Here is a 12,101-nt window from a genome sequence, read left to right on the forward strand (position 1 = left end):
CCGCCCTCATACGGGGGCCCGGCGGTCGCGACCCTCAACCGATAGCGGTGGTCTGCGGCTACCTGACACTATCAGTCGCCGACTTCGCGGGAGGTGCGGCTGGAGGGGGCGCTGTCTCTCCGTGTATCAGGAGGACTGGTCGTCGAGGCCGGCGACTGCTGGATCTCCCGGCGCTGGTCGCGCGGGCTCCAGCTGCCCGCGCGGGCCGGTGCCGTACCGGTGGGGGAGTGGGGGTCGCCGGGCCGGTCGGTGAAGGCGTGGTGGCGGCGGTGGATGGCGACCCAGCCGATGAGGTTGCCCTGGAAGCTCATCGACCCGGCGACCGTCAGGTGACGCGAAGCCAGGGCGGGGCGGCGAAGGAACCGTGGGTGAGCAGCCGAGGCAAGCCGACCGTCACCCCGAGCCCGGTCACCACGTAGAGGATCGCGGCCAGCAGCAGATCGGTGAGCACGATTCCCTGCCCCCATGCCAGGAATACCGCGACGCCGAGCGCGATGAACGGCAGCACCACGATCGCCGCCGTCAGCCCCATCTGAGCTCCGCCGACCGGAAGGTGCTCCTCCGCCCCGGGGAACGGCGACGCGCCGTCGTAGTTCTGCCGATCTTTCACCGGCTGTTCAGAAAGGGTCATTTTGTCTCTCTCACACCAACCGCTCGTGTACGTAGCACCATCGCCGGGTCGATCCCGGCTCCAGGGCGGCGACGACCGGGTGGTCGGTTTCCTGATAGTGGGCGCGGGCGTGGCCGCCCCGCGCATCGTCGGAGCAGGCGACCCACCCACAGGTCAGGCACACCAGCAGGCGCGCCCAGGTCCGGCCGAGAGCCAGACAGTCCTTGCATTCGGGTGGTCCGTACTCCACAGCTGAGAGCTGGTTGATGTGATTGCAACGCGGCGCCTGACCATTGAGGCCGGCGTGCGCGGTCGTGTTCGTTCCCCCTGCGTCCAGGGTCATCGCGACCCCCTCACGGACAACAGCGACGCAAGCTGCGCCGGCTGGCAGTACTCAGTAGATGTGCGCGGCGACTCGGCGGAAACATCCAATCCGAGCAAGCCTTATCACCAAGGACGATCGCGCCTGATATCGCCGTGTCCAGTGAGCCGACGTGCGCTCGGCGCGCTGGCGTCGCTCATCGACCGCCGCAGATCCGGACCGGTGAGGGGAGTCCCCGGCTACTGCGTGTCTCGCGCGGTCCGCCGGGCGTGTCTCCCGGCGTGCCGCTCGGCCCAGCGGACGACGTGGTCGGCGACGCGTTCCCACTGGGGAGCGCCGAGGGCGAAATGCGGCATCCGGGCGAACTCCTGGTAGTCGGTGACCGCACGGGACTTGCGGTAGCGCTGGTAGGTCGCACGAACCAGCGTGACGGGGACGGTATGGTCGGCGCCACCGGCGATCAACAGCAGCGGGGCGCGGGTGTCGTTGCGCACATCGACCCTGGTGGCAGGATGCCGTCGGAGGTTGGCGGTGGCGGCCTGGAACAGCGGACGGCCGGGGGCGGGCACATGGTAGCGCTGGTAGATCTCCTCCGACTCCTGCGCGGTCAGGGTGTTGGCGAACGCGTAGTGGAACTGTTCGGCGCTCAGCGCCACGGTCCTGGAGCGGTTGACGGGATTGGACAGCACCGGGAAGGCCGAACGCAGGCTGCTGAGTGGCAGTCGCAGCACGCCCTGGATCGGGGCGGGGTGGATCGCGACGCCGGCGACGCCGAGACCGCGATCCAGGAGGATCTGCGTGATCAGACCGCCGAAGGAGTGGCCGACGATGACGGGTGGCCGAGCCTGCTCGCGGATGACCGTCTCGTAGAAGTCGGCCACTTCGGTGACGCCCAGGCCGTTCATCACCTCCGGGTTCTTGCGCAGGGCTTCGACCTCGATCTCCATCCCCGGCCAGGCCGGGGCGAGAACCTGGTGGCCGAGCTGGGTGTAGCGCTCGATCCAGCGCTCCCAGGCGCGCGGGGTCAGCCACAGCCCATGGATGAGGACGATAGGAGGCTTGATCTCTGTGTTCTCCGGTCCGGCCATGAAGTGCCTCCTGCGGGGTCGGGGTCGAGTGCATCCATCCGTCTTCACAGCACAGGAGCAGGCAGTCGGCGGAAACGGGCAATTCGCGCCCAGCTCATCTCCCAAACTGATGACCGCTTCCCGCACACATGGAGACCGGACGGCACAAGCGGCGGAGGTCGTGGCGGACAGGGAGCGATCTCCCGTCACAGCACCGGTGAAGGACCTGCGCGCGTCCCGGTCCAGAGGCGACTGGGAGGTAGCCGGATCGTTGTGGTCGCCTGACTGAGCGGTAGGGGATTTGAGTGATTATGCGCGGTTTGCTGGGCAGCTTGCGGGTAATGGTAGACACAGTCAGACTGCCCCGGACCCCGGTGGTCACCATCTGCCCGTGAACGCTCGCGGGCGAAACGATGAGGGCCATGATGTCCGAGGCGCGCAGATTCCCCCTCCACCGGGTTTCCTCCGAACCGGATGCGGCGGCACCCGCTTCCAGTGCGGCGATCCAGGCCGTAAGAGGTGGCCGCATCACCTGTGGGGAGGAGGTGCCGAGGCCACCCTGCTCAGTCAGCGCGTCGGCGCGGATGCGGCTGGTCGTGGTGCGTCAGATCCCTCGGCCTGGCCCGCATCTGGTCGCCGGTGATCTAGTGGTGTGACATGACTGACGGGGTGGTGGCCGGGGGTAACCCCAGCCGGCCAGTGATGGCGTGGAGCTTCGGTCCGGGCGATGTCGCCACTCTGCGGCGTGCTCTGGCTGCTCATGCCCGGCATCAAGGGTTGAGGGGCGGCGACCATGACGATTTCGTGCTGGCGGTGCACGAGGGTGTGGTCAACGTGGTCGGTCACGGCGGCGGGTCCGGCTGGGTGCGGCTGTGGCGGGCCGGCCGATTGTTGTGCTGCGAGATCAGCGACAAGGGGCCGGGCATTCCGGCGGGATGTCTGGATCAATCACGAATGCCCGGACATGAGGGGGTCGGCGGGCGTGGCTTGTGGCTGATCACTCAGCTGAGTGACGGGGTCAGCTTCGAGAGCGGCGAGGAGGGTACCGTGGTCAGGCTCGCGAAGATCATCGCGTAGGGGAGTGCCGGCACTCTTCTTCTGGCGTCACTGCTGTGGCGGGTGCCGACGATCGGCTGCGGAGGTGCCGCCCGAGCCGCGGGGCCGCAGGTCGGGCTCGATGGCGCGGGCCACGATGGCATGCGCGAGCTCGGTCAGGTTCTGGTTGTGACTGCGGGCGTGCTGGCGTAACGCGGTGAACGCCTGGTCCATGGGCAGCGCGTGGCGTTCGCTCACGATGCCCTTGGCCTGCTCGATGATCACGCGGCTGTTCAGCGCATGCTGCAGCTGCTCGGTCAGCACCTGTGCTTGGCGGATGGCCCGTTCCTGCAGCAGCCCGATGGTGGCGATGTCGGCCAGGGCCTGGGCCAGCGTCGCGGTTCCGGCATCCAGCTCGCCGGGTGCCGCCCGGAACAGATTCATCGCGCCGATGATCTGGCCACGCAGCCGCATCGGCAGCGCGCTGACCGCGCGGTAGCCGACCAGGTGGGCCCGCTGGGTGAAGCGCGGCCACGCTCGGGCGGCATCGGCTGCCGCCAGATCGGCGCAGTGCACCGCCAGGCCCGATTCGAAGCAGCCGAGGCACGGCCCCTCGTCGCTCTGCAGCTGGAACAACTCCAGGACCCGGCTCTGTTCGCTGGAAGCGCCCATCAGCTGGAGTCGACCCGCCGGATCGGCCACCAGCACGCCGGCGGCGTCGACACCGATCACGCTGACGCATTGCTCGGCCAGGGTATGCATGAAGTCGATGATGTCGAACCCGGTCACCAGTGTGTCGGCCAGCCCGATGAACGCCTCAGCCAGCTGCCGTTCCGGGCCTCGGGACAGAGCGCTCTCCATCCTCGGCAGACTACGCGGCTCCCAGGCGCTTGAGGAGATGCGCATCAGCTCGGCGTTTTTTCGACCGAAGGTCTGCCGGCGCAGACCGCACAGCATTGTCGCGCGGGGCGGGGTTGTGGAGTCGTCGGGGTGGGTGTACCTCTGAGGTGAGTGTCACAGCTATCGCTTGTGACGCAGGCGTCAGGACCTTGCGTCTGTGCCCAATCGATCCCTCAGGGCGACGCAGGTGCTGGAAGGTTTCGGCGCGAGAACGAAGCGGTCCCGTGCGGATGGTGGCTCTTGGGCAGGCCCACCGGGCCCTACCCGTTCGTTCCTCGACATGGCCGTGGAGGCCACTCATGAACTCCCAGGACGCCAGAATCGCAAGGATCTACACGACCCAGACCGGCAACAAGGTCAGCGACCCGACACCGAACGCTCCCGACGTGGCGGGCAAGCCGCCGGCCACCGCCTACGACCTGGTCGTGGAGATCGAAGCGGGCAACAACGTCATCGACAACGCGCCCTACACCCTGCTGATCACGAGCCTGGACGACACCACCGGTACCGCCGTCACGGCCCTGGACCCCGCGGTCCCGGCCCAGAAGTTCTCCTCGCCGCCGTTCACCAACGTCGGCCTGGACTTCGTACTGGTGCACGCCTTCAGCATCCCCGTCCCCGCGGCCGGCGTGCAAAATCACCTGTTCCACTACAACGCTGTCATGTACAACGGCAACTTCCAGATCGTGTCCGTGCTGACCAGCGAACAGTTCCTGCTGGTGTGACCCGCCTCCGCGCTGTGAGGCTCTGACCCATTCTCACCACCGTTCCGCGGCGCCGGGTCCGATGAGCAGCGCCCACGGCGCCCGCGGGGCGAAGGCGATGTAAGAAGTCCCAGAAGATGACGTCGGCCGCGGCGTCCATGGCCATGCGGGCGTGGCGAGGGCCTGTATCCCGGGCTGCTCGCCGGCGGGCGATCAGGACGGCATAGCGCAGGACAGTTAGGGCCTGCAGGAGCCGGCGGATGACGGCAGCGGCGTCCGTCGGCTCCGGGGCTGATACTCACTGGTGGGAGGCGGCCCCTCGGGGCCTCGATGTGGTGAGGGTACGGCTACCGGCGGCATCGCTGGCCGGGTTGTCAGTGGTCGGTGATGAGAGCGTCCAAAGGAGCTTCCTTCCCGGCTTGTGCCGCGGATGCGTAGTTCGCGCTTGCGGGCTGAGAGACGCAGGCCGGCCAGGTCGAGGCCGACGACTTCGGAGATGCGCAGGCCCGCGTAGTAGGGCAGCAGGGCGATGGCCTTGTCGCGCGGGGATGCGGTGAGCTGGACGTGGCGGAGGTGGCGGCGGGTGCGCCGGGCGTCAGGGCGCGGGGGCGGGAGCGGGACGGCCCGCGACCGGCTTGTGTTTCCGGAAGTTGATTCGGCCGGTTGCGTGATCTCTGAGGGCGTGTTTCCGGAAGTCACCCGCTCAAATTCCGGAAGTACAAGGTAGAGTGAAAACACCGAGGACTTTTCGAGCGTTGGCACTCAGGTCGGCGTCGCCCACGGCGAACCACCACTACCGGCTCCTTCGAAGGGGCCCGGACAGGTCAGGCGACCATGACGCCGACACTTCTTTCTCAACGCACACCGCTCAGTCCCGTCTCATCGGCGATCCCTCGGGTCGATTCCGCGCCACGGCTCAGTCTCCACCCGGTGCTGGACCGGCGAGCCGTGGTGGACGGGGCCTGGTGGCCGTCCTCCTGCGACGCGGCCGCCGAGCTGCCCAATCTCATCGCCGCCGTCGATCGGCTGCTTGATCGGGTCACGCTCCGCATCGGCGTGCATCGGGACGTGTGGCAGAGCATCCCACGCCGCATCCCGGCACGCGGGCGGCAGGTCCGCATCGGCTGGTTCCGCCACACCGACCCGCGCGTGATCACTCTCATCTTCGCCGCCGGCGAGCCGGTCGTCCTGCTGATCATCCACCCGACACCGCCGCCGGCGCCGCCGAGGCCACGCTCAAGCTCACCGCCCAGGACACCGCCGGCCTGACTACCGACGCCATCCTCACCCTGGCGAGCCTGCCACCCGACCCCGCGTTCCGCCCCGACTTCCGCTCGGCGACCGTCGACAGCCCCGCCTGCTGGGAGAACGAGGGCGGATCGGTCATCGTGCAGGAGACGACCGGCTCAGACAACCGAGCGTCAGCACCGGCGTGAGGTCACCCACGTGCCGCCTGCCGGCCGGATTGAGCGGTTCAGGCACCGCCCGTTCTGGCGGCGGACCGATCTCCGGCCGGCAGGCATCTCATCGCCTTTCAGCTTCTCCAGTGAGGAGACCTTCCATGGCTGTCATCGACACCGCCCCGCTCGGCGGGGCGACGGCCTCGGCACCGACTCTCGTGCATCTGTCGGGGGACATCGACATCTTCACCACAGCCCGCCTGCGCCAGCGGCTGCTCAGCACTCTCGACTACAGCACCGACCTGCTCGTCCTGGACCTGTCCCAGGTCACCTTCTGCGGGGCCGGCGGGTTGGGTGTGATGATCGGCGTGCAAAGCCGTGCCCGGGCACGGGGCATCACGCTGGCCCTGACCGGCGTTCCGCCGCGCGTGGCCCGGCTGCTGCGCATCACCGGGCTGGACCGCCGCTTCCCGGTCGTGGCCTGATCCGGCATGCCGACCACCCGCGACCCCCGCCCAAATGCCCCATGACGGCAGGTCATCTGAGGGTGTCCCGCTCGAAACTCGGTTTCATGCTGTGACCTGGGAGCCTTGAACTCGGGCGGGTAGTTCTTCATCACCATCAGGGACATCTCTTCCCCTGGACCTCAAGATCCAGTCTCCAAGGTGTCCACGTTCAAGGGGAAAGGCTCGCCAGCGACCGCATTATTGCGTTGGATGAGGACACCGTCACCGCGCTGCGCGCGCATCGCAAGCGCCAAGCCGCCGAGCGGTTGCCGCGGGCGAGGCGTGGATGGACAGCGGGTTCGTCTTCACCGACGAGATCGGCCGGCCGCTGCATCCGCAGCAGGTCAGCGACCAGTTCTACTTGCTGGCCTTCCAGGTGGGGCTGCCGCCGGTGCGGCTGCACGACCTCCGCCATGGGGCTGCCTCGCTGATGCTCGCTGCCGGGGTCGATCTGAAGGTCGTGCAGGAGACCCTCGGCCACGTCTCGTCCACCTTCACTCGCGACACCTATACAAGCGTCTATCCCGAGGTGGCCCGGGCCGCAGCGGAATCCACCGCTGCCCTCGTCAACACCGCAGCCGGGGGAGCTCGGGCGGCCCCGGCTGATCACGCTACCGCCCGAGATCGGTGACGCCACCACCTGAACCACCCGCATCCAGCAGGCCCGCCGATCCTCGGCGGGTCTGCGTCTTTATCCACGGCATTCGCGTAGACGGTGCAGTAAATCGATCCCTGGCCTGCGCTGTAAACGGGCCGAGAGGATCGCTGTGAGAAGCAGCGGATCTTTTATCTGCTGGTCACGAGCGGCCTGGTGGGCAAGACGGGCCAGCTTGGACGACGCTTGACCGTCCATAAGGCGACCGTTGAGCGGCGACGCTGCGCAGACCTTCTATCTTGGTCTTCTGATGGTCGTCACTGAGGTCTGAGTTGACAGTGATCGCCTAAACGATCTACCGCGATACACGGTGCGCACACTAGAGCAACCGCCGAGCAACCATTCATGATCAACAACGATTCTGGAGACCGGCGAGAACCGAGAAACCCCAGGTCGAACGCGGTATTGAAGAGTAGGGCGGGTGGGACTTGAACCCACGACCCACGGATTATGAGTCCGATGCTCTGACCGGCTGAGCTACCGCCCCTGGATTAAGTTGTGTGGCGTGCGGCGGGATGTCGGAGGACCGTGCCGAGCTCCTGCGCATGCTAAGGCTAGAGCATCGGATGCGGTCGTGGTGTCCGGCCGAACGGGAGACGGGTCTCCGCGGATATCATTCCATGCCCGGCGGTGTTGTTGGAGCCTCGGTCGATCATATTCGGGGTCTTCGCTCGAAGCGGAGTCGTACGGGATCGAGGGGCGTTAGCGTCTGGGCGTGGCCGTGACGCTGGTTTGCGAGGCTCACTCCATCACCGTGGACAACGAGAACGGCATCGCCACCGGGTGGTTACCCGGTGAGCTGTCTGCGCGGGGGCGGGCCCTGGCTGTGGAGGTGGGGGCGCGGCGGAAGGCGGTGGATGTCGTTCACGCCTCCGATCTGTGGCGGGCCGTGGAGACGGCGGAGATCGCCTTTGCGGGCAGTGGCAGGAGATCAGGCTCGATCGGCGGCTCAGGAGTGCGACTACGGCATCTACAACGGGCGGCCGGTCAGTGAGGTGGCGGCGTTGCGGAGCCGGCATTCGATACGCCGTGGCCGGGTGGGCTGAGGTTGTGGGGAGGGTGGGTGCCCTCCCCGGGGCAATGTGGTTTCGGGTCCGAGGGTGGGGGCGGATTCCGGGGCGGATGATGATTTTCGGGGCGCGGGGCGCGGGGCAGGGGTTACGGGGCGGTGCCGTAGCCGGGGTTGCGGACCAGCCAGTCGTGGTAGATCGGGCTTCGGCGTACGGCGTCCATGTGGGCCTGTTTGGCCTGTGTCACCACCCAGTCGGCCTTGGGGGCGGTGGGGTGGTGGCCGAGGAGCTGGCGCCAGCGCAGTGGTGCGCCGGCGAACGGCACCATGGCCAGGCCCTGGGCGGGCTGGTGGGTGGCCTGGCAGAGCACGACCGCGCGGCCGACCTGGGCGAGGTGGGTGCAGGTTGAGACGTCGGTCTCGTAGATCGTGCCCGGGGTGAACCCCGCCCGCGCGCACGCCGTGGCGAAGCAGTCGGCGAAGCAGCCGTCGCCGGGCGTCACCGCCCACTGCTCGCCGGCGAGGTCGGCGAGCTCCACCTCCTTCTCCTTGGCCGCCGGATGGTCCTCGCCGACCAGGCAGAACACGGGGTCGAGGCTGATCGTCTCCCACATGAGCGCGCCGGTGGGGGTGCCGGAGTCGCCGCAGGCGCCGGTCAGCACGTAGTCGAGGCGGCCCAGCTCGACCATGCTGGTCAGCTCGTGGGCCGACCAGGAGGTGTACGTGCTGACCGCGCCTTCCGCGGCGAGCCGGTCGACCAGGCCGCCCAGTATGGGGCCGTTGGTGGCGCCGATGCGGAATCCGGGGGAGGGGGCGGCGGCGAAACGCACGGCTTCCTCCTGCAGTTCCTGCGCCGCGGGGAGCAGCACTCGTGCCCTGGAGAGCACGAGCTCGCCCAGCCTGGTGGGTCTCGCGCCATGCCTGTCGCGCTCGAACAGCGTGCCGCCGAGCACCCGCTCGATGCGCTTGAGCTGGGCGGTCAGGGCCGGCTGAGCCAGCCCCAGCTGAGATGCGGCCTTGCTCACACTTCCCGCGTCCGCGACCGCACGGACGATCCTGAGGTGCCTGAGCTCGAGGTCCATAAGGGGACCGTAAGGCGGCGATCTCTTACAAACAATGCCCATATGTCAGGAAATGTGACAGATATTGTCGGGGGTCTCTGGGGTAGGGGAAGCCCATGACGACGATGGGAATAGATCCGGCGCAGCTCAGCGACGAGGATCTGCTCCGCGAGCTGCGGCAACTGCACGCGACCCGGAGCGACACCTTCTTCCACGGGTCCGACGACGCTCTGGCGGTGCACACGTCCCGGATGAACGAACTGGAGTCCGAATACCTTCGCCGCAACCCGGAGCGCGAGATCGATCCGAATCGGCTGAGGGAGGGGGCGAGACAGAGGTCATGATCGAGGCCCACGATGTTCAGGCACTGTCGGACGTCGACGTCTACGTCTACGAGGCGGTGGCGTCCCTGGCGGTGGAGCACGGCATGGCGGCACCGGCCGCGTTGGTGCGGGCGTCCGGGCTGACCGAGGAGCAGGTGCGTGAGAGTCTCAAGCACCTGATCGAGCATGGGTACGTGGTGCCCAGGCAGGACGGGTACGCCCTCGGGGCCCATACGTTCGAGGTCGACTACTGAAGGCGCGACTACCGGCGCCTACTGATGCGCGAGTACTGAGGCGGGAGTACTGAGGTGTCTGTCGCCAGCCGCGTCCCCAACCCGTCCCCTTAGCCCCGTGCACGAGCGGCTTGGTGAAGTGCACGGTCGGTTGGCGCGCGTCGGCGGTGGCCGCGTGGGTGAGTGCCCGCTGCCCGGCCGAGATTTGGGCGATGTCGGGAATGCCTCCCACGCGGTCAAGGCCTGGCCTCCGGGTCGTTTGGCGTGGTTCGGCGTCACGGAGGGGCGCTCCGGGTCGTTTGGCGTGGGTCGGTGTCGCGGAGGAGCCGGTCAGGGGCTTTTGGTCGGGGTCCAGTGTCATGGACAAGCCGGTCAGGGGCTTCTGGGCCGGGGGCCGGTGGTATGGAGGAGGGGGTCAGAGTCGTCTGACTCGGGCCCATGCTACGAACGCCCCGCCGAAGACGGCCATGGCGAGGCCCGTCCACAGGTTGATCGCGCTCCCGAGTGCCCCTGCGACGACGAGGATCACGCCGTACACCAGGAACAACCCGCCGATCACCATCCGAATGTCACTCACAGGATCACCCCGTACATCACAACGGCCAGGACGAGGGCGCCAGTGCCGAGCAGCACCGGCGAGCGGTACCAGCGCGTGTCGCCCGCCAGTGCGTCGTCCTCCAGGTCGGCGGCGCTGAGCCCGTACACGAGCCCGCGCAGCGCCGCGGCGGGCTTGGGCGTGGTGACCAGCGTGACCGCCACGGACACGATCACGTCCACGACGAACGCCAGGCCCGCGCCCCAGAAGCTGGCGTTCAACTCGGTGCCGAAGTTCACGATCCCGGCCTTGAACGCGATGTACGACGCGAAGGCCGCCAGCGTGCCGGCGAGCAGCCCCCAGAAGCCGGCCCAGGGCGTCATCCGCCGCCAGAAGAGGCCGACGATGAACGTCGCGAAGAGCGGCGCGTTGAAGAACGAGAAGAGGGCCTGCAGGTAGTTCATGATGTTGGAGTAACCGGCCGCGATGAACGCCGTCCCGACGCCCAGCGCCACGCCCGCGACGGTCGCGATCCGGCCCACCCGCAGGTAGTAGCCGTCGTCGCGGTCCGGCCGCAGGTGCGACTGCCAGATGTCGTTGGTGAACACCGTGTTGAACCCGCTGATGTTGGCCGCCATCCCCGCCATGAAAGAGGCCAGCAGTCCGGTCACCGCGACCCCGAGCACGCCGTTCGGCAGCAGGTCCCGCATGAGCAGCGGGATCGCGTTGTTGTACGCCTGCCCCTCGCCCCACCCGCTGAACAGCACCAGCGCGATCATCCCCGGCAGCACCGTCACCAGCGGGATGAACAGCTTCGGGTACGCGGCGATGATCGGCGTGAGCCGGGCCGCGTTCGTGTTCCTGGCCGACAGCGCCCGCTGCACCTCGGCGAAGTTCGTGGTCCAGTATCCGAAGGACAGCACGAACCCGAGGCCGAACACGATCCCGATCCAGTGCGCGTGCATCGGGTTGTCGCCCGCCGTGCCCGCCCACGTGTGCAGGCCGCCCTCGCCGAGCGTGCTCTGCCGTACCTTGTCCGCCAGGCCCGAGAAGCCGCCCACCTTGATCAGCCCCAGCACGGTCAGCGGGATCAGCCCGGCGAGGATCACGAAGAACTGCAGCACCTCGTTGTAGATCGCCGAGGAGAGCCCGCCGAGCGTGATGTACGCCAGCACGATCACCGCCGAGACCACCACCGAGACCGGCAGCGGCCAGCCCAGCAGCGCCTCCATGACCAGGGCGAGCGCGTAGAGGTTCACGCCCGCGATGAGGATCTGCGCGACCGCGAACGTGATCGCGTTCAGCAGCTGCGTGGCTCCGTTGAAGCGCTTGCGCAGGAACTCGGGGACGCTGCGGACCTTCGAGCGGTAGTAGAAGGGCATCATCACGATGCCGAGGAACACCATGGCGGGCACGGCGCCGATCCAGTAGTAGTGCACGGTCATGGCGCCGTACTGCACGCCGTTGGCCGCCATGCCGAGAATCTCGATCGCGCCCAGGTTGGCCGAGACGAACGCGAGCCCCGTGATCCACGCGGGCAGGCCGCGCCCGGCGAGGAAGAAGTCGAGGCTGGAGCTGATCCGCTTGCGGGCGGCTAAACCGATCGCGAGCACGGTGGCGAAGTAGATCGCGATGAGCACGTAGTCGAGGAGGTTCACGTCGAGACGCACGGCAAGCCCGCTACCCCGGAAACGCCCAATATCACGCGGGCCGCGCCGCCTGTGGCGGGGCGCTGAACGCG

The 12,101-nt window shown here is 68.0% G+C and carries 16 protein-coding genes and 1 tRNA gene; 8 read left to right on the forward strand and 9 right to left on the reverse strand.

All coding sequences use genetic code 11. The annotated features are described in order from the left end of the window. Positions 1-71 precede the first annotated feature (71 nt). The 4 genes from ACFKCF_RS29810 to ACFKCF_RS29825 all read right to left on the reverse strand — a co-directional run bounded on the left by ACFKCF_RS29810 (position 72) and on the right by ACFKCF_RS29825 (position 2,020). Positions 72-311 carry a hypothetical protein gene (locus ACFKCF_RS29810; protein WP_394498581.1) on the reverse strand — a complete coding sequence of 80 codons (240 nt, stop codon included), beginning with the start codon at positions 309-311 and terminating at the stop codon, positions 72-74. A gap of 14 nt (positions 312-325) precedes the next feature. Next, positions 326-631, reverse strand: coding sequence for a hypothetical protein (locus tag ACFKCF_RS29815; protein ID WP_394498582.1), 306 nt, complete (start codon positions 629-631; stop codon positions 326-328). Between the two features lie 10 nt (positions 632-641). Continuing rightward, complete coding sequence (locus ACFKCF_RS29820) at positions 642-953, reverse strand: UBP-type zinc finger domain-containing protein (protein ID WP_394498583.1); 312 nt, start codon at positions 951-953, stop codon at positions 642-644. Between the two features lie 218 nt (positions 954-1,171). Next, positions 1,172-2,020: an alpha/beta hydrolase gene (locus ACFKCF_RS29825; RefSeq protein ID WP_394498584.1), complete on the reverse strand. Its 849-nt coding sequence runs from the start codon at positions 2,018-2,020 to the stop codon at positions 1,172-1,174. A gap of 636 nt (positions 2,021-2,656) precedes the next feature. Here ACFKCF_RS29825 and ACFKCF_RS29830 point away from each other — a divergent pair. Next, positions 2,657-3,076 carry an ATP-binding protein gene (locus tag ACFKCF_RS29830; protein ID WP_394498585.1) on the forward strand — a complete coding sequence of 140 codons (420 nt, stop codon included), beginning with the start codon at positions 2,657-2,659 and terminating at the stop codon, positions 3,074-3,076. A gap of 27 nt (positions 3,077-3,103) precedes the next feature. On the opposite strand, the gene ACFKCF_RS29835 is transcribed toward ACFKCF_RS29830, so the two are convergent. Continuing rightward, on the reverse strand, positions 3,104-3,895 hold the full coding sequence (locus tag ACFKCF_RS29835) for an ANTAR domain-containing protein (RefSeq protein ID WP_394498586.1): 792 nt from the start codon (positions 3,893-3,895) through the stop codon (positions 3,104-3,106). A gap of 338 nt (positions 3,896-4,233) precedes the next feature. On the opposite strand from ACFKCF_RS29835, the gene ACFKCF_RS29840 reads away from it, so the two are divergent. From ACFKCF_RS29840 to ACFKCF_RS29855, 4 genes are all read left to right on the forward strand, one after another. Next, entirely contained in the window at positions 4,234-4,659 is a 426-nt protein-coding gene (locus ACFKCF_RS29840) for a hypothetical protein (protein ID WP_394498587.1), read from the forward strand. An 813-nt stretch (positions 4,660-5,472) separates the two neighbouring features. Continuing rightward, positions 5,473-5,907, forward strand: coding sequence for a DUF5994 family protein (locus tag ACFKCF_RS29845; protein WP_394498588.1), 435 nt, complete (start codon positions 5,473-5,475; stop codon positions 5,905-5,907). 292 nt (positions 5,908-6,199) lie between these two features. Beyond that, on the forward strand, positions 6,200-6,523 hold the full coding sequence (locus ACFKCF_RS29850) for an STAS domain-containing protein (RefSeq protein ID WP_394498589.1): 324 nt from the start codon (positions 6,200-6,202) through the stop codon (positions 6,521-6,523). Between the two features lie 307 nt (positions 6,524-6,830). Further along, the gene (locus tag ACFKCF_RS29855; protein WP_394498590.1) at positions 6,831-7,175 is read left to right on the forward strand and encodes a tyrosine-type recombinase/integrase; all 345 of its coding nucleotides are present in this window, start codon (positions 6,831-6,833) and stop codon (positions 7,173-7,175) included. 437 nt (positions 7,176-7,612) lie between these two features. Here the strand turns inward: ACFKCF_RS29855 and ACFKCF_RS29860 are convergent. Next, positions 7,613-7,686: transfer RNA gene (locus ACFKCF_RS29860), tRNA-Ile, on the reverse strand. Between the two features lie 228 nt (positions 7,687-7,914). On the opposite strand from ACFKCF_RS29860, the gene ACFKCF_RS29865 reads away from it, so the two are divergent. Continuing rightward, a complete protein-coding gene (locus ACFKCF_RS29865; RefSeq protein ID WP_394498591.1) occupies positions 7,915-8,193 on the forward strand; it encodes a histidine phosphatase family protein in 279 nt (92 codons plus the stop codon). A gap of 164 nt (positions 8,194-8,357) precedes the next feature. Here ACFKCF_RS29865 and ACFKCF_RS29870 read toward each other — a convergent pair whose 3' ends face one another. Continuing rightward, on the reverse strand, positions 8,358-9,290 hold the full coding sequence (locus ACFKCF_RS29870; protein WP_394498592.1) for a LysR family transcriptional regulator: 933 nt from the start codon (positions 9,288-9,290) through the stop codon (positions 8,358-8,360). 95 nt (positions 9,291-9,385) lie between these two features. Here ACFKCF_RS29870 and ACFKCF_RS29875 point away from each other — a divergent pair, with 95 nt between their 5' ends. Next, positions 9,386-9,613: a DUF6158 family protein gene (locus ACFKCF_RS29875; RefSeq protein WP_394498593.1), complete on the forward strand. Its 228-nt coding sequence runs from the start codon at positions 9,386-9,388 to the stop codon at positions 9,611-9,613. Further along, a complete protein-coding gene (locus tag ACFKCF_RS29880) occupies positions 9,610-9,846 on the forward strand; it encodes a hypothetical protein (RefSeq protein WP_394498594.1) in 237 nt (78 codons plus the stop codon). The genes ACFKCF_RS29875 and ACFKCF_RS29880 overlap by 4 nt, the downstream gene beginning before the upstream one ends. 394 nt (positions 9,847-10,240) lie before the next feature. On the opposite strand, the gene ACFKCF_RS29885 is transcribed toward ACFKCF_RS29880, so the two are convergent. Together ACFKCF_RS29885 and ACFKCF_RS29890 are read right to left on the reverse strand one after the other, a co-directional pair. Then, a complete protein-coding gene (locus tag ACFKCF_RS29885) occupies positions 10,241-10,402 on the reverse strand; it encodes a hypothetical protein (RefSeq protein ID WP_185072697.1) in 162 nt (53 codons plus the stop codon). Further along, positions 10,399-12,030 carry a sodium:solute symporter family protein gene (locus tag ACFKCF_RS29890; RefSeq protein WP_394498595.1) on the reverse strand — a complete coding sequence of 544 codons (1,632 nt, stop codon included), beginning with the start codon at positions 12,028-12,030 and terminating at the stop codon, positions 10,399-10,401. The genes ACFKCF_RS29885 and ACFKCF_RS29890 overlap by 4 nt, the downstream gene beginning before the upstream one ends. Positions 12,031-12,101: the final 71 nt, after the last annotated feature.

Source organism: Nonomuraea sp. JJY05, assembly GCF_043496855.1.
In the GTDB taxonomy this organism is placed as follows: Bacteria; Actinomycetota; Actinomycetes; order Streptosporangiales; family Streptosporangiaceae; genus Nonomuraea.

Excerpts from the sequence above, each read along its gene's own strand:
- ACFKCF_RS29825 (WP_394498584.1), bottom strand. The coding sequence starts at position 2,020 with ATGGCCGGACCGGAGAACACAGAGATCAAGCCTCCTATCGTCCTCATC.
- ACFKCF_RS29870 (WP_394498592.1), bottom strand. The coding sequence starts at position 9,290 with ATGGACCTCGAGCTCAGGCACCTCAGGATCGTCCGTGCGGTCGCGGAC.
- ACFKCF_RS29820 (WP_394498583.1), bottom strand. The coding sequence starts at position 953 with ATGACCCTGGACGCAGGGGGAACGAACACGACCGCGCACGCCGGCCTC.
- ACFKCF_RS29850 (WP_394498589.1), top strand. The coding sequence starts at position 6,200 with ATGGCTGTCATCGACACCGCCCCGCTCGGCGGGGCGACGGCCTCGGCA.
- ACFKCF_RS29810 (WP_394498581.1), bottom strand. The coding sequence starts at position 311 with ATGAGCTTCCAGGGCAACCTCATCGGCTGGGTCGCCATCCACCGCCGC.
- ACFKCF_RS29840 (WP_394498587.1), top strand. The coding sequence starts at position 4,234 with ATGAACTCCCAGGACGCCAGAATCGCAAGGATCTACACGACCCAGACC.
- ACFKCF_RS29880 (WP_394498594.1), top strand. The coding sequence starts at position 9,610 with ATGATCGAGGCCCACGATGTTCAGGCACTGTCGGACGTCGACGTCTAC.
- ACFKCF_RS29845 (WP_394498588.1), top strand. The coding sequence starts at position 5,473 with ATGACGCCGACACTTCTTTCTCAACGCACACCGCTCAGTCCCGTCTCA.
- ACFKCF_RS29875 (WP_394498593.1), top strand. The coding sequence starts at position 9,386 with ATGACGACGATGGGAATAGATCCGGCGCAGCTCAGCGACGAGGATCTG.
- ACFKCF_RS29815 (WP_394498582.1), bottom strand. The coding sequence starts at position 631 with ATGACCCTTTCTGAACAGCCGGTGAAAGATCGGCAGAACTACGACGGC.
- ACFKCF_RS29855 (WP_394498590.1), top strand. The coding sequence starts at position 6,831 with ATGGACAGCGGGTTCGTCTTCACCGACGAGATCGGCCGGCCGCTGCAT.
- ACFKCF_RS29835 (WP_394498586.1), bottom strand. The coding sequence starts at position 3,895 with ATGGAGAGCGCTCTGTCCCGAGGCCCGGAACGGCAGCTGGCTGAGGCG.
- ACFKCF_RS29830 (WP_394498585.1), top strand. The coding sequence starts at position 2,657 with ATGACTGACGGGGTGGTGGCCGGGGGTAACCCCAGCCGGCCAGTGATG.